Here is a 20,561-nt window from a genome sequence, read left to right as displayed (position 1 = left end):
GACGCTCAGCCCTCCATCACATAGCCGTGATGGGCGATCTCGATCGTCTCCATCGCGACCTTGGGCGATTCGGGGGTGAAGGAGGGGCCGGTCCAGCGGACGGGTACGACCTCCAGCAGCCCCCACTGGGCCACCTTCTGCCCGTCCCCGGTGCGCGCCTCGATGTGCGCCGTCTTGCGGCTGAACCCGGTCGTCATGGTGGCGAACCAGCGCGCCACCTTCTCGGTCTCCTTGGTGAGCGGCCTGGACAGCTTGACGTTCGAGTACTTCAGGCGGGTCGGCAGCTGCCACAGATGCCCGTTGTTGCCGCCCTCCTCCCGTGTTTCGAGCACCACTTCGCAGCCCAGCCCGTCACATGTGTTGAACGATCCGAGCTCGATGTCGTCGATCGTGACGACGAAGCAGACACTGACGGCGGGATCGTTGTCCTGGGCGGTGGCCATGGCGCGTACCTCTCGATTTCAGTGCCTGATGGTGATCTCAGTGCCTGGTGTTGATGAGGAATCCCGCTCGTTCGCGTTCCAGCCGCAGATCCGCCTTGAAGAGCCTGCTGAGCGGCGGATACAGGGCGCGTACCAGCTCGTCGGTGACGACGGGCGCTCCACCCGGGGCGGTGGCGTGGGCAGGAGCGCCCGGCGCACCGTGGCCCTCGGCCGTGGACCCGGGTTCCGGTTCCGGTCGGGGCTCCGGATCGGGTTCGGGCGAGGGCTCCTGGGGCGGATCCGGTGGCGGTGGCTCCTCGGCCTCCGTCTCGCGCTGGACGACGGGCGGCGCGTACGGCGGGGGCGGCGATCCGAAGACCACACTGCCGTCGGCCATCCGCTGGGCCACCCCGGCGGCCACGGCGACCGAACCGGCCGAGGTGAAGGAGGGCGCGGACGGAGTGTGGACGGCGGACGGTGCGGTACGGCTACCGGGACCCGGCCATGAACGCGGCACCGGTGGCCCCCCGGCTGCCTGACGCTGCAGGGCGGGAAGCGGCGGGGAGGGCGCACCCGTGGCCTGCCCCGGAGGTGTGGCGGTACGTTGCAGCGCCGCCGGTACGGACGGTGTCGCCGCCGCCATCGACGGCGCACCCGGCCCGGCGGGCGTCCAGCGCACCGGTACGGCATCGGGCAGGGACGGCAGCCCGGGACCCGGCACCGGCCCCGCAGCGGCCGGCGGCGACAGCGCCACCCCGTCCGCGGCGGAGCGCTGCACGGCGCCCGTCCCACCGCTCCGACCGTTCTGGAGCGTCACGGGCCGGTCGGCGAGCAGCGGCGCGACCGGAGCGGTGGTCGGGGGCGGCGCCAGGGGCGCCTGCGGCGGCACGGCGGGAGTCCGCTGCACGGCCGGGGCGGGCGCGGGCGTCGGTACGGGCTCCGACGCGGCGGGGAGCAGGGGAGAGTCGCCGAGCAGCGGCGCGGTGGGCGCGTCGGAGTCGGTGGCCGCCTCGGTGGCCGCGGGCGCCTGAGGGACCTCGGGCACCTCACCGGCACCACCGTCCGTCACACTCCGGGCGACCGGAACCGCTCCGGCCGCCCCTTCCGCCTCCGGACCGGCGTGGGCAGCCTGTCGCTGTGCCGTGGGCGGCAGCGCGGGCATCGGCGCGCCGAGGCCGGGCGCCCGCCGGGGCCGGTCCGGGACCGGCAGCCTGACCGACCGCTGAACGGGCGGGGCCGGGGTGGTCGGCCGGGGCGCAGCCGGCTCGGGCGCAGCCGATTCGGGTGCAGCGGATTCGGGCGCCGCCACCAGGGGCTGTTCGCCGACCAGTTGGCGTACCGGCAACTCCGCCACGGCCGACTCCCCGGCCGACGTCATCGCGGGCTCACCACCCGGGACAGCGCGCTGCACGGGCACGGACAGAGGGACGGACAGGGGCACGGACAGGGGGATGGACCTGGCGCGGACCGGCAGCTCCACCGAACGTTCCACGGACCGCTGCACGGACCGCTGCACCGGCGACGGACGCTCCGCGGTCGCCGGGCCGGCCGGGGCGGTGATCCCGTGCACCAGTCCGGTCGGCGCGTCCGGGCTGACCAGATGCCCCAGCGGTGTCCCGAGCGAGGCGTCCTGCCGGGTGGAGAGCGATCCCTGGAATCCGGAGGGGTCGATGACCAGATCCTGAGCGCCCAGGGTCCGCTGGATGGGCGGCAGTTCGGCCAGGTCGACCCGCTCGCGCAGCGGGGCCGGCACAGCGGCGCCCGCGCTGCCCGCCTCCGCGGCCGTACTGCTCGTACTCGTCTCCGTGCGCCCGCCACCGCGCAGCCAGGACATCAGGCCCATGGATTCTTCCGCCCTCCCTGCGCTGTTCGCTACTGCCCGTTGAGGCGAGCGATCTGTGCGACGAACCTCAGTCGTTCCGGGTGCTCCAGATCCAGCAGCTCATCGAGCGGCCAGTGGAAGTGATAGGCGAGGTACGCGACCTCCTCGTAGAGCAGGTCGGCCGCGTACGTCACGATTCCCCCAGGCGGCCACCGGCGAGATTCACCGCGAACTCCTCCTGGCAGGCCGGACAGGTGACGGCGGCGCGGGTGTGCCCCTCGGCGTTGATCCGCCGGTAGAAGTCCTGGAGAAAGGCCAGGTCGGAGGCGAAGAGGTCCTCGATGATGCCGGGGTGGATGTCGTCGATCGTGCCGATCCGGGTGACGACCCGGGCGATGAGCACGACCGAGAGGTACGCGGAGTTCTCCCGCACCCGGTCGTCCCGCAGCGGTACGAGTTCGTCGCGCGCGGTCGCGAGCCGCATGACGCCCGTATGGTGCACGACGCCCGCATCGTCGACGTACCCGCGCGGCAGCTCGAAGGTGAACTCGGTACGGAGCGTGTCCCGTTGGCCGGTCCGCCCGCTCCCGCCGGCCGGGAGGTGCGCGTCCGGCCGTTCGACGGCCTCCGCCGGAGCCGTACGTCGCATCAGTCGAGTTCCATGCTCTCGTAGGTGATCGCGAGCTTCTCCGTCAGGACCGAGGTGTCACCGGCCTTGAGGGTGCCGATCTCCAGGGACTTCGGCCAGGCGTTGATGAGCTTGTAGCGCTTGATGGCGATGCCCTCGTGGTCGTACACGATGACCGCGCCGTTGCGGCGGGCCGCGGTCATCCGGCCGAACCGGGAGTCCTTGATCCACCGTTCGAAGCTGTTGTCCTCGGTGAGACCGCGGGTCACGGTCACCTCACCGGCCTTCGGCCTGCCGGGGAGCTTCTTGATGGCGTAGCGGCCGTCCGCGGTGTTCTGCTTCAGCTCGATGACGTCCTGCTCCATCTTCAGACCGCTGACCTCGGTGATCTGCTTGATGACGACGCTGTCGAATTCGAGGCCGAAGGAGGCCCCGACGGTGCTGTCGAGATCGGGAAGTGGCACAACAGGCTCCTTTACCGCTTTAACCGCTTGGTGGACCTCAGGACGGCCGCGCTGCTACGGCCCGGCTCCCGGCGGCGCTACTCGTCGACGCCGCCGGTGCCCCCGGTCAGCTGGGAGAGGCGGAAGACGACGAACTCGGCCGGCCTGACCGGTGCCACCCCGATCTCGCAGATGACCTGACCTGCGTCGATGCTCTCCGGCGGGTTGGTCTCGCGGTCGCACTTGACGTAGAACGCCTCTTCCGGAGTGAGCCCGAACAGCGCCCCCTTGCGCCACTCGTTGACCAGGAACGCCGAGACGGTGCGCCGGATACGGGCCCACAGGGCGTCGTCGTTCGGCTCGAAGACGACCCACTGCGTGCCGGCGAGGATCGACTCCTCCAGGTAGTTGAAGAGGCGCCGGACGTTCAGATAGCGCCAGGCCGGGTCGGACGCCAGCGTGCGCGCGCCCCAGATCCGGATGCCGCGCCCGGGGAAGGACCGGATGCAGTTCAGCCCGATCGGGTTGAGCAGATCGTGTTCGCCCTTGGTCAGCTGGGTCTGGAGGGCGACCGCCCCGCGCACGACCTCGTTGGCCGGGGCCTTGTGCACACCGCGCGACTCGTCGTTGCGCGCCCAGACCCCGGCGATGTGGCCGCTCGGCGGGACGAGCCGGGCGCGTCCGGACGCGGGGTCGGCGACCCGGATCCAGGGGTAGTAGAGCGTGGCGTACTTGGAGTCGAAGTTGGCGCGGTCAGTGAGCCAGGCGCGGATCTGCTGCGGGCTCAGTCCCGGCGGCGGGTCGAGAATGGCGACGCGGTCGCCCATCAACTCGCAGTGGCTGATCAGCCCCTGCTGCACGGCGATCACCGACTCCAGGTCCAGCAGCCCGCGTTCGTACGCGCTCATCAGGTCGGGCACGGCGATGGTCGTGACCTCCTCGACCGCTTCGAGCCCGCCGATCCCGGTCCGACGGTCGGGGTCGCCCACGTACAGCTCGGGGGTCAGTGCCCCGGCGTCGGGTGAGGCGGGCGCGGCGGGGGCCAGGGTCACGCTCTGCGGCCCGGGTTTGGCCGGGGCGGCTCCGCGGGCCGTCTCGCGTATCTCGATGAGCTCCGACTTCGCGTTGACCCGGGTGGCGACGTTCTCCTTGCTGCGCTTGGTCGTGACGCCCGGGTACGTCTCCGCGACCTGCCCGTCCCGCTTCACGATCAGCTGGAAGACGTCGGAGGGCGGATCGTCCCCCTCCGCCTCGGCCACCTCGACGGTCACCTCTCCCGTCACACCGGGGCGGGGCTTCACCGCGTACGGCCCGAGCTGTGTCTCCGACCCCGCGGGCAGCTGCCCGGCGCCCTGGTCGTCCTCCCCGTCCACCGGGGGCTCGGTGCCGTCACCGATGCGCACCACGTAGCAGACGCCGCCGCCGTTGGCGAAGAACCCGTACACGGCCGACGCCAGATACGTACCGTCGACGAAGTCACCGAACGTCCCGGCGAACTCGCTCCAGTTGGTGATCAGCGTCGGCTCGTCGAACGGGCCCTTCTGGGCGAAGCCGACGAAGGCGGCGACCGAGGTGCCCACCCCTTCGATCGGCCGGGACCCGGACTCGATCTCTTCGACGTAGACGCCCGGGGACAGGTACGACGGCATGTGAGTCTCTCCTTGGCCGGGGAACGCCCGCAATTCTTGCGAGAGCGGCGATCACCGGGAACGGACACTCGGCCGCCCACCCGTGCACCGGCCGCTGCCCGATCAGGCAATGCCCCCGCGCTGTACGTGCCGGCGGGCACTGCCCCCGACCGCGGTGCGCCTGCCCTGCGCACCGCATGGGCACTGCGCACACCCTGGGACGGCGACAGGGCACATGTGCGGCCGGGAGGACGGATGAAGGCGGTTCCGGAGAAGGACCCCTCCTCCGGGGCCGGCCGTGGAGGTACCCCCCGTCAGGGGAACGTGACAGTCACGCCCGATGTGTCACGTTCGCAAGCACCCCCACCCCGCCGGCCGTCCGGGGACCGCCCCGCCCCCGACCCCCGCAGCCTGCAACGCCTGCAACGCGCGGCGGGCAACAGGGCCGTCTCCCGCCTGGTGGCCCAGCGCTACACGGCCCCGGTAAAGCCCTCCCCCGCCCAGGCGCCCGGCTTCCGGAAGGTCAAGTCCGATGTAGCGGCGAAAAGGGTCCGCCTGGCCGCGCATGTCCCGGCCGCCACGGAGTCGAAGTCGGCGCAGGACGCGGCCGTCGCACCCCCCGACGACAGGGAGGCGCAGGGCAAGGCGGCGAACGCGGAGAAGATGAACGCCGCGAAGCCGGGGGAGTTCAACAAGCAGGCGTTCATCGACGCGGTGAACAAGGCCATCGACGCACAGGCCCCGAAGAATCTCGACGACGCCGACAAGTTCTCGAAGTCCGGTAAGGCGGACAAGATCAAGGGCGAGGTCGACGGCAAGGTCAAGGACGGGAAGGAGTCCTCCGCCAAGGACATCGACACGGCGACCAAGGCCCCGCCGGACACATCGGCGGCCAAGGACAAACCCGTCACCCCGATGACCCCCGACCAACCGCCCGCCAACCCCGGCGCCCCGTCCGCGGCCGATGCCGTGCCCGCCCAACAGCCCGCCTCTGTCACGGACTTCTCGCAGGGCCCGGCCGCCAACGACCAGACAATGGCGGACGCCGAGGTCACCGAGGACCAGCTCGCCAGGGGCAACGAACCGGAGTTCGACCAGGCTCTGTCCGCGAAGAAGACCGCGGAAACGGACTCCGCGAAGGCCCCCGCCAAGGGCAGAACCGCCGAAACCCAACAACTCTCCACAGCCAAGGCCGGGGCGGCGGCCTCCGGCGCCCAGGCCATGAACGCCCTGACCGCGACCCGGGCTTCGGCGGGCAAACAGGTCGACGGCGGCAAGGGCGAGACGAAGACCAAGGACGAGAAGAAACGCGCCGAGGTGACGGCCAGGCTCCAGAAGGTCTTCGACACGACGAAGAAGGACGTCGAGGGAACCCTCTCCGACCTGGACAAGAAGGTCGACACCGCGTTCACCCAGGGCGAGAAGGCGGCGAGGGACGCCTTCACCGCCGACCACAAGCGCCGCATGAAGAAGTACAAGGACAAGCGCTACTCAGGGATGCTCGGCCCGGCGAAGTGGGCCAAGGACAAGCTGATGGGCATGCCGAAGGAGGCCAACGACCTCTTCCAGGAGGCCCGCAAGCTCTACGTGGCGAAGATGCAGATGGTCATCTCGTCGGTCGCCGACATCATCGGCACCGAACTGGGCAAGGCCAAGGCCCGCATCGCCAAGGGCCGCACCGAGCTCAAGGCCGAGGTCGACAAGCTCCCCGCAGACCTGCGCGAGTTCGGTCAGGAGGCCGCCACCGACTTCGCCGGCAAATTCGACGACCTCGAAGCCACCGTCAACGAGAAGTCCGAACAACTGGTCCAGGACCTGGCCACGAAGTACACAGCGGCGCTGAACAAGGTCGACGAGGAGATCAAGAAGCTCCAGGAGGCCAACAAGGGGCTGATCGACAAGGCGAAGGACGCGATCGTCGGCGTCATCAAGACGATCAACGAGCTGAAGAACCTCCTGCTCGGCATCCTCGCCAAGGCCGCCTCCGCGATCATGAAGATCATCAAGGACCCCATCGGGTTTCTCGGCAACCTCGTACGCGCGGTCGGCGCCGGACTCAACCTCTTCGTCACCAATATCGCCGAACACCTCAAGACCGGCGTCGTGTCCTGGCTGCTGGGCACCGCCGTCAAGGCCGGCCTCGAACTCCCCCAGAAGTTCGACCTCAAGGGCATCATCCAGCTCATCGGCTCCCTCCTCGGCCTGACCTGGGCCAACATCCGCGCCCGCATCACCCGCAAGGGCATCCCCGACCAGGCCCTGACCGCCGTCGAGTCCTCCGTCCCCGTAGCGAAGAAACTCGCCGCCGAGGGCCCCGCCGGTGCCGTCAAGGAAATCGAGTCCGAGGCCGGCGATCTCAAGGCCACCATCCTCGAAAAACTCACCAGCTACCTGATCCCCACCGTCATCATCGCCGGGATCACCTGGATCATCTCGCTCCTCAACCCCGCCTCCGCCTTCGTCCGCGCCGTCAAGGGCATCATCGACATCGTCACGTTCATCGTGAACCAGGGCGCCCAGATCGTCGAATTCGTCAACGCCGTCCTCGACTCGGTCATCGCCATCGCCAACGGCGGCTCGGCAGGCGTCCCAAAGATGGTCGAGGCCGCCCTCGCCGCCAGCGTCCCGCTGCTGATCGGCTTCCTCGCCTCACTCCTCGGCATCGGCAACCTCGCCAACAAAGTCAAATCCGTCTTCCACGCCGTCGCCAAACCCGTCAACCGCGCCATCGACAAAATCGTCAACTTCATCGCCAAAAAAGGCAAAGCCCTCTGGAACAAACTCAAGAGCAAGAACGACAAAACGAAGGACAGGAAAGACACGCAGGGGGATCCCCGTGATCCCAAGGCTGGGAAGTCTCAGAAAGAGCTTGCGCAACTGGCCCGAAGAGCGGCGGAGGAGGCTAACCGCCGCATCGTACGTGGAGTGTCGCCGACCCAGGCAAAGTCCATACTGCGTGAGGTAGAGAGCCGCTACAAGCGCCAGGGACTGACCAGCCTTTCCTTTGTCACTGGGACCCATGGTCAAAATTCGGTTCGCATTCGAGCGAAGGTGAACCCGGAATATTCTGCCTCCGACATGGACACTGTATCGTTACCTGGGGATAAATTTGCAGAACTCCCATGGATCCATGAGGTGAGGGGCTGGGCAACACTTAATGAGGCCGCGGCAAAGATGGAAGTAAATCCCAATGGAGGTGCTGATAAGAAGAAGGAGTGGGCGCCGCCCACCTATGCACGAGGCATCATTTCATGGAGCGGAATAAGCGTGGCGCAGAGCAGAAACACGAAGACATTCGAGAGCAGCAACATGGAGGCGTCAGACAAGAAATTCATGCGAAGTTACGCCGAGGCACATGGGGAGGAAAAAGTTATCCAGGCCTTCGACCGGCTGCTCTGGGGAGCCTACGGAGAGGGTAGTCTGGAGGGCGTCGTCATCAGTATGGACCTATTCATCAACAGAAGTTCCTGTGTGAACTGTGCAGATTTTATCGCAGAGTTTGTCAGAAAAATTGAGAAGCGTGGGGCCACTGTCACCGCCAAGGCCAACGTAACAGCACCGTACAGAGGTGGGGCAGTAATCAGCGAAGAGGTTCGAAAGCGGAATGGCGACCTCATCAAACAGTTTGCCAGTAAATCACTTATCACCCACGAGCAGCTTGAGAAAGCCCGCACGGAGGCACAGAAAAAGAATCCCTCCAAACCACTTCCGGAGCCGAAGGTCAGGCGTTTCTGGGGAACCAGCGAAGAGGACTCACGCAAGCGAATCAAGGAAGTTCGGATCGAGTATGAAAAAGCACAGAAGGATATAGCCAAACAGAGCGGAGCCAGCGCCGGTGCCGTTACCCCGTCACAAGTCCCAGACGAAATGCGATGGCACCAGTTACGTGCGACGAATGATACGCAAAAGTTGGGTGTGGCCATCCTCGAAAGGGCAGGCGTGCAAGTTCACGCGATAACCCTTAATTCGATACGCTCAACAAACTTCAACGATAAAGAGATTTCCGCCTTCGACAGCAGCGCCGACCCCTCGGCAACGGAGATCGCGGAGCTCGCGGCCCGACGACCGGACTACCAGGCCCTGGACAAGAGCGGTGGGGTCCATAAAACGGATCAGCAGATGAAAATCCTCCGCCAGCAACTCAAGGATCGCGCAAAACAAGTAAACGACTTGGTAGCCGACGAGAGGATTCAGGAAATCCGGCAACAGGCTCAGGAACGCAAGGAAGCAGAACAGAAGGCGGCACAGGACTTGATGTCAGGCGGGTAGCCCGCACATCAGAATACTCGATAATCGTCCGCACTGATCTGCTCAATGATCCAGCGCCAGAATGAAGAGGCGGCGCCCCAAGCAACCTCATCGGATTCCCGCAGCAAATCGGACAGCTCCTCCCGCTGGACTGCGACATCCTCTTCATCGAGAAAATCGAAGCGTTCACGTTCTTTCTCCAGCGTGCAAAGCGCCTCAATATACCTGTCGACTGACGTGTTGATCCGGCGAATAAAGTCAGCTTCGGGGACTGCGTAGTAGACATCTCCAGTGCCGGGCTCAACAAGAATACTTCCCGTACCCGCGAAGCCGATCCGATACATTGTGTGAACGCGCTCATCCGATTCGATGCCGACATCTTCACAATGCTCGCCGTACGTCTTCATTCCCTCTTCCAGGCCGGGTACGGAAGAGATCGCATCCAGCAGGTTCCTGGGAAGCCCGGTATGCGTCAGAGTTTGCCCAGCGGGCTGCCGTCGTAGTTCTTCTGGGACCGCTTCAACGGGAAGGAGAAAAGCATCTTCTCCGAAAGTTTCTACAAGACGTTCATGAGAGACCATTTCCGTCCTTCTGATGCATTTGGCCCAACTCGGTGCGAAAGGCAGACACAAAGCTACGCACGGACAACCCTGTACTCCAACACCGCTACAATATTCCGGCTGGTCAGCGGCCCGATTTAAGTGTAGCCAGATGCTGTTCCCCTGGAACAGAGCAGCGGACGCCGAGCCGATGGTGCTCCTACTGCGGCCCCTGGGCAGGGTTAAGGCAAAGTCTGTTGGGTCGATATTTTCGCTGGTAAGAGGGTCGTGCCGACGATCGCGTCCACCTGGACCTTGTTGGACGCGACCAAGGTTGTGCCCCAGCCGAGTCATGGGTCGAGGATCGCTGGGGTGCCACCCGGATACGGCACCAGGCGCACCCGCTGCGGAGTCCACCCACGGAGATCTCGACGCCATCGGTCGCGATGCTGCGCGTGGCCAACCTGTGAGGTGCGCCAAACTCTGGCCGAACAGCTTCCGCAGCTTCGCGGATCTTGTGGAGGCTGAGCCCCAGGTCCCGGAGCGCGTGCAACACGTACGCCTCGCACGTCGACGAACGGCACCGCCGGCCCGCCCCTCTTCCTGGCCTTGACAGCATGGACCAGCGGTTCGCCAACTGCCTTCTCGCGAAGCCAGCGGTCCAGCGTTCTCTCGTTGATTTGGAGATGCGGCGCAGTCTCCAGCGACATCGTGATTGGGTCCCGGAACTTGTTTCACCAGCAACGGCACCTTCCTCATCCTTCGATATCGTGTATGCGGTTTCGCCGCTCAGAACGGCAAACCGCTGCTCGAAGTCACCGGCCAAGCGCGTCCATCAAGTGGTCGTCCAAGGCCGCCACGAAGTCCTCCCGGCGCCACGGTCGAAGCTCCTGACGGGCCCTCCTTAAGCGGATCACGGGCACCCTCCCACCGGTCGAATCTGCAGCCGTGATGCACTCGTGCAGCAGATCGGCGGCCGCATGCGGCTCGCCGAGCCGGATCCTCGCCAGCGCCTGATCCGTTGTGACGATGATGCGCTGCACCTTTTGCCGTGGAGATCCGAGCGAGCCGGCCGAGGCCGCGAACTGATCGTGTGCGACGACCGGATCACCCACGTGCAGTTGGCACACACCCTCGAAGCCCCGCAAGTACTCCGCAGAGAACGCGCCGGGCAGGGGGTCGTCGGAGGACTGCCGCTCGATGTCGTACCAGGCCAGCCCAAGCGCAGCGCCGGATTGCCGGACCTGGCCCGACCGAGCAGCGACTTCCGCCTGCAGTGCATGCGCTCGTGCACGGATCAGCCGGCTTTCTCCACCACCAGCTGCTCGAACCGCCTTCTCAACGAGCGCAGCCGCGCTCGTGACATCGGGCGACGCATGGAGGACCGTGAGCGCATGGCTCAGGTACACCGCGGCCTGTCGCCAAGGTTGTCCCAAGTAGGCGGCTTCCCTGGTCGCCTCCTCGTACAGAGCCCGGCTGGCGGCATCGTCGCGCGTCTCGAACGCAAGGCGCCCTGCCAGTGTCGCTGCCTCTACCCGCGCGTTCCGCAGATGCTTGCGCACCGGCTCGGGTGGTCCGCCGGCCATCAACCGACGGCACGCCTCCAACGCTGGAGCGAGCATCAGTTGCAGGCGCACGAAAGGGAGGCTCCCCACCTGGGCGTTGACATCCGCAACAACAGAGGCAAGCCCCGCGACGGTCTCCATGTCCAGGAGCGACGAATCCGCGAGAGCCTGCCCCAGGCCGACACCGGCTTGGGGTGCCAGCAGAGTGAGCAGACCGCCGCCGTCATCCATCACCACCCCCACCAGAGTGCTCCGCAGCTCCTCGATCCGATGTTTACTCGCCCCGAGTTCCCCCAGCGCATCGAGGTACCGCGCGAAGTCCGATCCCGCCCCGAGCGAGCGGCTTCCGACAGGCGTAGTCGCGTACAGATGGGCAAGCAGGAGTTGGTAGCGCTCGTCGGGCATCGTCGCCGACTTCGACTCCCAGCGCGCGACCGAGCGCTGGACACTCGCGACCTGCGGCAGCCTGGGCATGTCCAGGTCCTGAGCGATCTGTGCCAAAGCACGTGCCATGTTGGCCAAAGACAGGCCGCGCCGAGTCCTCAGCCTCTTCAGCGCCGCCGCGCCCGCGGTTGAGCTGTCCATCCCGTCATCGTGACGCAGACCGGCGCTATACGGGGACAATCAGCCGCGGCTTCCCCTGATCTGCGGTGTAGTTGATGGTTTGCCACGTACCCGATGACGGCTCAGTCGCGTGAGGAAAACCGATCGTCAGTGCGGAACGATCGACCATCCAGCGGTTGCGTGCGTGGTACGCCTCGGCGGACAGGACAGGAGCTCCGAGCTCGACAATCTCCTTGATGCGGTTGCCATTGTGGGCACGGGAGACGGCCTGCTGAGCCTCTTCCGGTTGCTGGGCCACCGTGCCCGGAACGACGATCGTGATGTCCGCGGATGTACTTTCCGTCAGCCACAGCAAAGCCCATGAGTCGATGCCCTTTGCACCACCGATGTAGAAGGCGCTGCGAGCGAACGCCCCGAGGTACGCGGCAAAGAGCGCCACGTACTCGTCTTGCGGGCGATGGTCTGTTGACCGAGTGCCCGTAATCGCCACGGTGTGCATGATCAACTCCGTGTCATAGATTGTCGTCTCCCGTCAGGCTCCCACGCTTGGGACCGTCGGTGCGTGGACACCTACAGGACGAACAGCGATACGCGCGGCTCCAGGATGCTTCCGGCCCCTGACTGCCTCTCGCAGGCCCAGCAGCGCGGCGCACACTGCGTGTGGTGCGATGTCGCCCTGACCCCGCGCACAGCGGTGGACCTTGGCCCGAGGAGCAGGGGCGGTCACGGTTGCACCGCCGTCTGGTTCCCTCGCTGCTGCAACACCTGCGGGAAGCGAGAGACGTCATGAAGATCTGCTGCCACTGCCAGGAAGTCATCACCGGCGAGGCCGAGGTGGTCGGCGACGGCTTCTCGATGAGCGGGGCACGGGCCAATGTCCACGCCCATCCGGAATGCGCCCTGTTCACGGTCTCTGGCGCAGATGAGGTTCCCCTGAGCTCGCCGGAGTGTGACTCAGGCGTACGTCGGTCATGAGTGTTGCGGCCCGGCTGGGCTCCAATACCCCGTACCGCTCACCGGAGTGCAGGGCTGCGAGCAACGAATGGCCCGAAGCACACCGGCTCTGCCACGGCGAACAGGCCATCCGCGTCAGGCCCGGCGAGCCACCGTTCGCGTACCTGCGTTGCGCGTGCAACTGCCACCGTGAGCGGTGTCTGCCCTCGACCTGAAGAGCTGTTCCACGACAACGGAGATCGCCGAGTGTCGCAGGAGCTTGAACGGCCGGCTCGCTGACGACCAATAAAAGAAGTGGTAGTACACGGGGCTGTCATGGGCGCGTGCAATGACGTCCCCGGCGGTGGTCGGCAGATCCGTCACTGGTCCTCCAGCAGCTTCCCGGAGCATCAGCCGATGGCCGACAGGGCTCTCCCTTGTCACGACCAGGTCAGCCGGAGGCCATCCGCTCCGATCGCGTAGGAAGCCGGTCCCTTCCTCCTGGCCGCGCGGTAGATCTCGTCCTGCGCCGCATGGATTCGGCGCACCATTTCGGCAATCGGTAACTGCTGGTTGTCCAGGTAGAAGAGGACACCGGCCTCGTCTACAAGCGGTTGCCGCTCATGGGCACGTGTCTTGATCCGGCCGTCCTTGCACAGCGGATGCCACCCGTGTTCAAGGCCGTACGCGATCCACGCCTCGTCAGGGATGTCCTGGGCATCGTCCGGGAACTCCTCGGCGATCACATGGATGCGCCATCCGAGTTCGACCAGCCGAGCCGGCACTGTCTTGCCGAGGTTGCGGTCCAGCAGGAACTCAGGCTGATTGGGCGGCTCGGAGAATGGCCTCGACCTCGTCACGCGACAGGCCGAACTCGTCGCCGACGACCTCCAGCGGCTCGCCCGCTCGCCAGAGGTCGACGATCGCATCCACCTGAACCTTGTTGGACGCAACCACCGGTGCTCCCCAGCCGAACCGTGGATCGATGATCACCGGGGCGACATCCGGGTACTGCATCAGGCGCAGCCGCTGCGGGGTCCGCCCGTCGGCTTCCCACGTGATGTAGCGCAAGTAGTCCTCGATGACCTCGCGGATCGGCCGTTGCCCATCGCGAGCCCGTGCCAGATCGCCTGCGTGGTCCACGAAGATTTCGACGCCGTCGGTCGCGATCCTGCGCGTGGCCAACCCGTAGGGTTCGCCGAACTCCCGCCGAACAGCTTCCGCAGCCTCGCGAATCTTGTGAAGGCTGAGTCCCAGGTCCCGAAGCGCGTGCAACACGTACGCCTCGACCACGGCGACGAACGGTACCGACGGCCCGCCCCTCTTCTCGGCCTCGACGGCATGGACCAGCGGCTCGCCGGCTGCCTTCTCGTGAAGCCAGCGGTACAGCGTTCTCTCGTTGATTCGAAGATGCCGAGCGGTCTCCAGCGGCGTCATGATCGGGTCCCGGAACTTGTTCACCATCAACGGCACCTCCCTCAGGCCCAGCGTTACACATCGAGTGGCTCACCCCCAGACTCAAGCGGTTCAGGAACCGTACGTTTGGTCTGAATGCCACCAGACAGCTTTCTCTGTCCGGTCACCCGTGGGGGTGAGGCCAGGGGCGGGACCAGCTACCAGGCGCCACCCACCCACACCGGCAGCGACTTCAGACCGTTGATGAAGTTCGACACCAGGCGCCTCGGTGAACCCGCAGGTTCGAACGATGCCGGAAGGGCCCGGCACACCTCCTCGTACAGCGCCCGTAGTTGCAGCCGCGCGAAGTGCGCACCCAAACAGACATGCGGGCCGTCGCCGAAGGAGACGTGGGGGTTCGGGGACCGGGAGAGGTTCAGAACGTGCGGGTCCGGGAAGGCGCGTTCGTCGTGGTTGGCGGAGGCGTGGAAGACGACCACCTTGTCGCCGGTGCGGATGCGGGTGCCCGCCAGCATCGTGTCCTCGCGGGCCGTGCGGCGGAAGGTGAGGACCGGGGGGTGGCGGCGAAGAAGTTCGTCCACGGCCGTCGCGAACCCCACCTCGCCGTTGCGCAGGCGGCGGTACGCCTCGGGGTTCTCCGCCAGTAGGTGCAGGCCGCCGGGGGCCGCGCTGCGTACGGTGTCGTTGCCTGCGATCACCAGCAGGAAGAAGAACATCTCCAGCTCGGAAGCGGTCAGTTCGGGGTCCGTGGCCAGGGACGTCATCACGTCGTCGGCGGGGTGGCGGCGCTTGTGGGCGGCCAGGGAGTGGGCGTAGTCGAACATGTCGCGCAGGGCGGACGGGGAACGCGGGTTGAGCGGTTTGCCGTCCGGGCCGAGCTCCGGGGTCCCGGCCTCGTCGGGGTCCTGGTAGCCGATGACGCGCTGGGTCCAGTGGAGGAGGAGAGCGCGGTCGGTGTCCGGTACGCCCAGCAGGTCGGTGAGGTTGAGCAGGGCGTAGTCGTCGGTGACCTGGGCGACGAGGTCGCAGGTGCCGTCGCCGGCCCGCGCCTCGGTGACCGCGCGGCTGAGCAGGAAGCGGGCGCGTTCACGGACGACGGCCTCGAAGCGGTCGATGCGCTTCGGGGTGAAGGCGCGGCTGACGAGTACGCGCAGGCGCCGGTGGTGCGGCGGGTCCTGGTTGAGCATCATGCGGCGGATGAACGGAAGGTCGGCGGGGTCCGGGTCGCGGATCTGGGTGGCGCCCACGTACGAGGAGTACGTCGCGGAGTCCTTCAGGACCCGGACCACGTCCTCGTGCCGGGTGACCGCCCAGAAGCCGGGGCCCGCCGGCCAGCCGAGCACCTCCGGCTCCTCCTGCCACGCCACGGGGTGGCGGTCGCGCAGGAGGCGGTAGTGGTCGTGGGGGATGCCCCGCCCGTACTGCCTGGGGTCGAAGACGTCCGGCACGGACCCGGTCATGCGTTTGCCCCGACGTCCTCCGCGTCCGCCCGCAGGAAGTCCTCCACCACGCGGATCAGGTCGAGCGGGGCCTCGTCCATCGCGTAGTGGCCGCACGACGGCAGCTCCACCAGTTCGGCCCGGGGGAACCAGCGCATCCAGGTGGCGCGCTGCAGTTCGGCGGACAGGGCCGGGTCCAGCGCACCCACGACGGCGAGAGCGGGCACGGGCGAACCTTCGACCTGGTCATGGAAGTCCTCGCCCGCCCAGGAGTCCAGCCACGCCCGGAACGCCTTGGCGTCACTGCACGCGACCGAGCGGCGCACCATGCGGTCCAGCCAGCCCGCCGGGCGCCGGCCCCCGGTGGTGGTGTCGAGGATGATCCGGCGGTTCTGCGGGGTGTGCGCCGCCGCGGCGAACAGTTCCCACTGCTCGGGCGGGAGCGGCAGGCCGGACGCGGGTACGGGCGAGACCCCGACGATCCTGCGCACCCGCCCCGGCGCGGCGGCCAGTGTCCGCTGGATGACGGAACCGCCCATCGAGTGACCGATCAGCGAGAACTGCTCCCAGCCCAGCCGGTCGGCCAGCGCGAGCACGTCCTCGGCCCCCTCGGCCGTGGTGTACGAGCCGTCCACGTCCCGGGCCTCGCCGTATCCCCGCAGGTCCACCACCGCGTACTGGAACGAACCGAGGTCCAGATCCGGCAGCACGGGGGCGTACGCGGAGCGGTCGGCGAGCCAGCCATGCACCGCGATCACCTTGTGCGGGCCGTCGCCGTGCAGTTCGTGGGGCAGAACAGGCAATGCGGTCACGCGGACTCCTGTCGCCGTACGGAGTGGCCCGGTCGGTCACCGGCCCGGCCCGGCCCTGACCACGGTGGCGGCAACCCCGATCTCGCGCAAGGCTCCACGCAAATGCCTCTGAAGCCAGGCCGGCAGCATCACTCCGGCAACCCCAGGTACGGCCCGGCGCATCCGGACGGAGCCACGGGCTGACGTCGACCGCCAGGGGAAGCCGTTCGAAGCCCGATGGTGAACAGCGAACTCAGTCGGGCAGTGCAATGGTGAGGTCCACCTCGACGAGCAGACCCGACACCAGGGCACAGAGACCGTGCCAGCTTCTGCGGGGCTCCGCGCGCCACCCGTTTGAGGGACAACTAACACGTTTCGGTCTCGCCTCGCCCACAGCATGCCAGCGTACTAGTATGCATACGTACTATACGGCGAGGGTATATGTCCTGGAGCCTTGAAATGGTGGGCGAGGTCCGCGAGTGGCTGCTCGGCTTGCGAAAGGATGACCGGGGCACAGCTCGGCTTGTGGGGCAGGCACTCCAAGCGCTTGTCGAGGAAGGGCCCGACCTTGGACGCCCTCTGGTGGACAGGATCAAAGGGTCGTCGATACACAACCTCAAAGAACTGCGGCCCGGCTCTGGCGGGAGAAGCGAAATTCGCATCCTGTTCGTCTTCGACCCTGACCGCAACGCGGTTCTACTGGTAGCCGGCAACAAGTCGGGAAGGTGGCGTGAGTGGTACAGCCAGTCGATCCCCGTAGCCGAGGGGCGGTACGACGACTGGTTGGCACACTTGGCTCAGCGGCAGAAGGGCACGTCGAAATGACTACTTTCCATTCCTGGGACGAAGTTAAGAATGAGGTCTTCGACGCCGAGGATCTTGAGGAGATCGAGCGCGGAGCCCATCGCATGGTGGCCGAGGCGCGAGCGCATCGGCTGGTCGAAATGCGGAAACAACTGGGTCTGACCCAGAGCGAGATCGCTGATCGTATGCATGTGCGGCAGGAGCGAGTGTCGGCCATCGAACGTGGGAGGACAACAGCCACGGAGGTCGGAACCATCGCTGCGTACATTGCCGCGCTCGGTGGGCAGTTGGAGATCGTTGCCAACTTCAACGGCTCCCGTGTCGTGATCGCCTGACGCTGAGCCCGACCGGCTCGTCGGGCACAGCAAGCGGATCTTCCAGGCGATCAACAGATGTCGGGCGCTCAGGCCAGCAGCTCCAGATACGGGCCGAACTCCGACGCCAGGGTCAGCCGGCCCAGCTTCTGGTACTCGCGCTGGATCGCGTGGATCAGCGTCGGCATCGTCACCGGCTCGTCCGTGTCCGCCGCCAGATACGCGGACGTCACCGCGATCGAGCGGATGTTGCCGCCCGCCAGCTCGAAGTTCTCCGCGCAGAAGGCGAGGTCCAGGTCCTTGCCCCGGGGGAGTACGGGGCCCAGGCAGCGCTCCCAGAGGACAAGGCGCTGTTCGGGGTCGGGGACCGGGAAGTCGATGACGAGGTCCAGGCGGCGGGTGAACGCGTCGTCCAGGTTGGCCCGGAGGTTGGTGGCCAGGATGGCCAGGCCGTCGAAGGACTCCATGCGCTGGAGGAGGTACGCGCTCTCGACGTTCGCGTAGCGGTCGTGGGCGTCCTTCACGTCCGAGCGTTTGCCGAAGATCGCGTCCGCCTCGTCGAAGAGCAGCACTCCGTTCACGCCCGCCGCTTCGGAGAAGATCCGTTCCAGGTTCTTCTCCGTCTCGCCCACGTACTTGTCGATCACCGTCGCCAGATCGACCGTGTAGAGGTCGAGGCCGAGGTCGGCGGCGATGACCTCGGCCGACATCGTCTTGCCGGTACCGGAGTCGCCCGCGAAGAGGGCGGACACGCCCCGTCCCCTGCCGCCGCCGGGGCGCATGCCCCACTCCCCCAGGACCCGGTCGCGGTGCCTCGCGCGGGCCGTGAGTTCGCGGAGCTGGGCGTGGGTGTCGGGTGGGAGGACCAGGTCGTTCCAGGTGACGGTGGGTTCGATGCGGCGGGCCAGGCGGTCCAGGCCCGCCGCGTTCTGGGCGCGGGCGCCCTGGCGGACGTGGTCGGGGGTGAGGGTGCCGCCGTCCAGATGGGTGGTCTGGGCGGCGCCCCGGGCGGCGCGGGTGATCTGTTCCGGGGTGAGGAGGAACGGCGCGAGCAGCCGGTCCACGTCGATGGTCCCGGGGACGGGGGCGTCGTACGCGTCGGTCCAGAGGGCCGCCCTGGTGGAGGGTTCCACGCGTGGGGCGTGCAGGAGGAGGGGCGGGGCGGCGGACCAGGCCGCGTCCCAGGGGGCCCGGCCCACCAGGATCGTGGGGACCGGGGTGCCGGTGAGCAGCCGGAGGAGCTCCGGGTGCTCGCGGGAGACCGCGTCGAGCGGGGCGCAGACCACGCCCGCACCGGTCAACCGGGCCTCCCGGACCAGGGAGCGGACCGCCTCGGCGGGGGACGGGTCCTCGGCGAGGCGCGCCAGGTCCAGGCCCAGGACCCGGTGGCCCGCACGGGTCAGCGCGGAGGCGGCGAGCGCCGTACCCGCGCCGCCCTGGTCCTCGCGGAGGTAGGCCAGCGAGGCGCCGTGGGCGAGCGCCCCGGCGAGCGGGGCCGGGTCGCCGACGCCCGGTACGGCGTGCCAGGGGGCGAGGAGATCGGCCAGCCGCGGGTCGTGGGTGTCGTCGCCCAGCAGGTGCGCGGTGACCCGGTCGGGGACGCGCAGAGCCCGGCTCAGGAACGGGCGGTCCAGGTCCTCGACCAGGAGGAGGCGGCCCTCGCGGAGCGGGGCACGGGCCGCCAGCCGGCCGCGCGCCACCTGGTCGGCGGGGGACAGCCCGCACAGGCCCAGCGCCAGGCCGATGGACGGACGGCGGCGGGTGACGTCGTCGTTCAGGTAGCCGTAGAACGCCTCGAACCGATCGTCGAGATCCGGTACGAGCGCGATGAGGAGGATCTCGACGTCCAGGGCGGTGAGTCCGAACTCGGCGGCCAGGGACGTGAGTCTGGACCGTTCCTCCGATGCCTCACCGGAGTCGGGAGCGGAGGGCGGCGGAACGGGGTGCGGGAAGGCGCGGGCCTCGTCCTCGTCCAGCAGGCGGGCGATGTTCTCGTCCGTGAGGTAGAGGCCGCGGAAGGCGTCGTCCGGGTCCGGATCGGTGACCTGCCGGGCCTCGACCGCTTGTCGGATGCGCTGCTCCACCGCCACCGCGCGAGCGAGGAGATGGCGCAGGTTCGGATCACCCGCGTGGTCGTTCGGCGCTGCTCTCTCACCCGCGGCGGTCATTCGGCGCCATCCTCCGTACGGCCCTTCCGGGCTTCCGCGCGAGCGTCCCGGCCCTTCCGGGTCTCCGTGATGCGGAGGGACAGGCCGCGTCGTCGTTCCGCATCGGGAGCAGGCGAGGCGGCGTCCCCACCCGGACGCCCCGGACCTCCCGGACCTCCCGGACGCCCCGGCCGCCCCGGACGGCCTCCGTACACCGGGAGGCCCCCGCGGCCCGGCATCGGTTCCGATACGGGCTCGGTGTCCTCGGGCACGTCCCCGAAGCGGGCCTGCAAGCCCTCGTCGCCCACCGGCGGCCCGACCACATAGCTCGGCGACGCCGTCACCGGCACACTGATGACCAGGTCCAGCGAGGGTTTCAACTCCCCGCCCAGCGCGCTCCATACGTCGGCGAACGAGCGGTCCTCCGGCGGCGGCAGCGCGATCGACATCGGTACGGCCGCCCCGATCTCGGCCAGGGTGCCGGTCATCCGCTCCGGCGGCAGCGCCTCGTAACGCAGCAGGCAGCCGAGCAGCGACGAGAGCAGCCGGTGCTCGTCCTCCGGGCGCTTCGTCCATGCCGTGATCAGGTACGACAGCTTGAAGAACCGGGGCGGGCGGCGACGCGCGATGATCGTGCCGCGCTCGTCGTAGTCGTTGTGCAGACCCCGCTCGCGTCTGCGCATGTCCTCGCGGATGTCGTAGAGGTACAGGTTGACCATGGGCGCGTTGACCTTCGCCGCCCATTCCCGGGTGGGGGCGTCGAAGACCACCGCGATCTGGCCGCCTTCGAGCACCTCCGCCCTGATCAGCGCCCGTAGTACGTCGTCGACCTCGTGGATCACCTGATCACTCCCGTGC

General features: G+C 67.6%; 18 protein-coding genes. 3 read left to right on the top strand and 15 right to left on the bottom strand.

Annotated elements, in window-relative coordinates; genetic code table 11:
* Positions 1–5: 5 nt before the first annotated feature.
* The 6 genes from ACFV8T_RS24805 to ACFV8T_RS24780 form a co-directional block, all read right to left on the bottom strand.
* Positions 6–443: a phage tail protein gene (locus tag ACFV8T_RS24805; RefSeq protein WP_093549687.1), complete on the bottom strand. Its 438-nt coding sequence runs from the start codon at positions 441–443 to the stop codon at positions 6–8.
* Between the two features lie 37 nt (positions 444–480).
* Positions 481–2,265: a hypothetical protein gene (locus ACFV8T_RS24800; protein WP_385331235.1), complete on the bottom strand. Its 1,785-nt coding sequence runs from the start codon at positions 2,263–2,265 to the stop codon at positions 481–483.
* Positions 2,266–2,294: 29 nt separating this feature from the next.
* Entirely contained in the window at positions 2,295–2,438 is a 144-nt protein-coding gene (locus ACFV8T_RS24795) for a DUF6760 family protein (protein WP_093896703.1), read from the bottom strand.
* The gene (locus tag ACFV8T_RS24790; RefSeq protein WP_385331232.1) at positions 2,435–2,893 is read right to left on the bottom strand and encodes a hypothetical protein; all 459 of its coding nucleotides are present in this window, start codon (positions 2,891–2,893) and stop codon (positions 2,435–2,437) included. The genes ACFV8T_RS24795 and ACFV8T_RS24790 overlap by 4 nt, the downstream gene beginning before the upstream one ends.
* A complete protein-coding gene (locus ACFV8T_RS24785; protein ID WP_072488539.1) occupies positions 2,893–3,336 on the bottom strand; it encodes a phage tail protein in 444 nt (147 codons plus the stop codon). The genes ACFV8T_RS24790 and ACFV8T_RS24785 overlap by 1 nt, the downstream gene beginning before the upstream one ends.
* A 77-nt stretch (positions 3,337–3,413) precedes the next feature.
* Positions 3,414–4,964 (bottom strand): phage tail sheath family protein, encoded by a 1,551-nt coding sequence (locus tag ACFV8T_RS24780; protein ID WP_385331229.1) that lies wholly within the window; start codon positions 4,962–4,964, stop codon positions 3,414–3,416.
* A 438-nt stretch (positions 4,965–5,402) separates the two neighbouring features.
* Here ACFV8T_RS24780 and ACFV8T_RS24775 point away from each other — a divergent pair, with 438 nt between their 5' ends.
* On the top strand, positions 5,403–9,212 hold the full coding sequence (locus ACFV8T_RS24775; RefSeq protein ID WP_385331226.1) for a hypothetical protein: 3,810 nt from the start codon (positions 5,403–5,405) through the stop codon (positions 9,210–9,212).
* An 8-nt stretch (positions 9,213–9,220) separates the two neighbouring features.
* Here the strand turns inward: ACFV8T_RS24775 and ACFV8T_RS24770 are convergent, their stop codons facing one another.
* From ACFV8T_RS24770 to ACFV8T_RS24740, 7 genes are all read right to left on the bottom strand, one after another.
* Complete coding sequence (locus ACFV8T_RS24770) at positions 9,221–9,772, bottom strand: SUKH-4 family immunity protein (protein ID WP_385331223.1); 552 nt, start codon at positions 9,770–9,772, stop codon at positions 9,221–9,223.
* Positions 9,773–10,545: 773 nt separating this feature from the next.
* Complete coding sequence (locus tag ACFV8T_RS24765) at positions 10,546–11,880, bottom strand: hypothetical protein (protein WP_385331220.1); 1,335 nt, start codon at positions 11,878–11,880, stop codon at positions 10,546–10,548.
* A 25-nt stretch (positions 11,881–11,905) separates the two neighbouring features.
* Positions 11,906–12,358 (bottom strand): hypothetical protein, encoded by a 453-nt coding sequence (locus tag ACFV8T_RS24760; protein ID WP_385331217.1) that lies wholly within the window; start codon positions 12,356–12,358, stop codon positions 11,906–11,908.
* An 874-nt stretch (positions 12,359–13,232) separates the two neighbouring features.
* A complete protein-coding gene (locus ACFV8T_RS24755) occupies positions 13,233–13,721 on the bottom strand; it encodes a toxin-antitoxin system, toxin component, PIN family protein (RefSeq protein ID WP_385331214.1) in 489 nt (162 codons plus the stop codon).
* Entirely contained in the window at positions 13,609–14,256 is a 648-nt protein-coding gene (locus tag ACFV8T_RS24750) for a DUF433 domain-containing protein (protein ID WP_385331211.1), read from the bottom strand. The genes ACFV8T_RS24755 and ACFV8T_RS24750 overlap by 113 nt, the downstream gene beginning before the upstream one ends.
* A gap of 149 nt (positions 14,257–14,405) precedes the next feature.
* Positions 14,406–15,668 (bottom strand): cytochrome P450, encoded by a 1,263-nt coding sequence (locus ACFV8T_RS24745; protein ID WP_385331208.1) that lies wholly within the window; start codon positions 15,666–15,668, stop codon positions 14,406–14,408.
* Entirely contained in the window at positions 15,665–16,459 is a 795-nt protein-coding gene (locus tag ACFV8T_RS24740) for an alpha/beta fold hydrolase (protein WP_385331205.1), read from the bottom strand. The genes ACFV8T_RS24745 and ACFV8T_RS24740 overlap by 4 nt, the downstream gene beginning before the upstream one ends.
* 438 nt (positions 16,460–16,897) lie before the next feature.
* Between ACFV8T_RS24740 and ACFV8T_RS24735 the strand changes: the two genes are divergently transcribed.
* Both ACFV8T_RS24735 and ACFV8T_RS24730 read left to right on the top strand, forming a co-directional pair.
* Positions 16,898–17,263, top strand: coding sequence for a type II toxin-antitoxin system RelE/ParE family toxin (locus ACFV8T_RS24735; protein ID WP_385331203.1), 366 nt, complete (start codon positions 16,898–16,900; stop codon positions 17,261–17,263).
* The gene (locus ACFV8T_RS24730; protein WP_383765750.1) at positions 17,260–17,577 is read left to right on the top strand and encodes a helix-turn-helix domain-containing protein; all 318 of its coding nucleotides are present in this window, start codon (positions 17,260–17,262) and stop codon (positions 17,575–17,577) included. Before ACFV8T_RS24735 ends, ACFV8T_RS24730 begins: the two co-directional genes overlap by 4 nt.
* 68 nt (positions 17,578–17,645) lie before the next feature.
* Here ACFV8T_RS24730 and ACFV8T_RS24725 read toward each other — a convergent pair whose 3' ends face one another.
* Positions 17,646–19,724: an ATP-binding protein gene (locus ACFV8T_RS24725; protein ID WP_385331199.1), complete on the bottom strand. Its 2,079-nt coding sequence runs from the start codon at positions 19,722–19,724 to the stop codon at positions 17,646–17,648.
* Positions 19,721–20,545, bottom strand: coding sequence for a DUF4255 domain-containing protein (locus ACFV8T_RS24720; RefSeq protein ID WP_385331196.1), 825 nt, complete (start codon positions 20,543–20,545; stop codon positions 19,721–19,723). The genes ACFV8T_RS24725 and ACFV8T_RS24720 overlap by 4 nt, the downstream gene beginning before the upstream one ends.
* Positions 20,546–20,561 lie beyond the last annotated feature (16 nt).

Source organism: Streptomyces sp. NPDC059832 (assembly GCF_042731715.1).
Lineage (GTDB): Bacteria > Actinomycetota > Actinomycetes > Streptomycetales > Streptomycetaceae > Streptomyces.
The sequence above is the reverse complement of the archived record's forward strand: the minus strand, read 5'-3'. Positions and strand labels throughout refer to the sequence as shown.

What these genes read in the sequence shown, in the direction of transcription:
- ACFV8T_RS24805 (WP_093549687.1), bottom strand. Translation starts at nt 443, where the DNA reads ATGGCCACCGCCCAGGACAACGATCCCGCCGTCAGTGTCTGCTTCGTC.
- ACFV8T_RS24800 (WP_385331235.1), bottom strand. Translation starts at nt 2,265, where the DNA reads ATGGGCCTGATGTCCTGGCTGCGCGGTGGCGGGCGCACGGAGACGAGT.
- ACFV8T_RS24790 (WP_385331232.1), bottom strand. Translation starts at nt 2,893, where the DNA reads ATGCGACGTACGGCTCCGGCGGAGGCCGTCGAACGGCCGGACGCGCAC.
- ACFV8T_RS24780 (WP_385331229.1), bottom strand. Translation starts at nt 4,964, where the DNA reads ATGCCGTCGTACCTGTCCCCGGGCGTCTACGTCGAAGAGATCGAGTCC.
- ACFV8T_RS24770 (WP_385331223.1), bottom strand. Translation starts at nt 9,772, where the DNA reads ATGGTCTCTCATGAACGTCTTGTAGAAACTTTCGGAGAAGATGCTTTT.
- ACFV8T_RS24765 (WP_385331220.1), bottom strand. Translation starts at nt 11,880, where the DNA reads ATGGACAGCTCAACCGCGGGCGCGGCGGCGCTGAAGAGGCTGAGGACT.
- ACFV8T_RS24760 (WP_385331217.1), bottom strand. Translation starts at nt 12,358, where the DNA reads ATGCACACCGTGGCGATTACGGGCACTCGGTCAACAGACCATCGCCCG.
- ACFV8T_RS24755 (WP_385331214.1), bottom strand. Translation starts at nt 13,721, where the DNA reads ATGCGATCGTCGACCTCTGGCGAGCGGGCGAGCCGCTGGAGGTCGTCG.
- ACFV8T_RS24750 (WP_385331211.1), bottom strand. Translation starts at nt 14,256, where the DNA reads ATGGTGAACAAGTTCCGGGACCCGATCATGACGCCGCTGGAGACCGCT.
- ACFV8T_RS24745 (WP_385331208.1), bottom strand. Translation starts at nt 15,668, where the DNA reads ATGACCGGGTCCGTGCCGGACGTCTTCGACCCCAGGCAGTACGGGCGG.
- ACFV8T_RS24735 (WP_385331203.1), top strand. Translation starts at nt 16,898, where the DNA reads ATGGTGGGCGAGGTCCGCGAGTGGCTGCTCGGCTTGCGAAAGGATGAC.
- ACFV8T_RS24730 (WP_383765750.1), top strand. Translation starts at nt 17,260, where the DNA reads ATGACTACTTTCCATTCCTGGGACGAAGTTAAGAATGAGGTCTTCGAC.
- ACFV8T_RS24725 (WP_385331199.1), bottom strand. Translation starts at nt 19,724, where the DNA reads ATGACCGCCGCGGGTGAGAGAGCAGCGCCGAACGACCACGCGGGTGAT.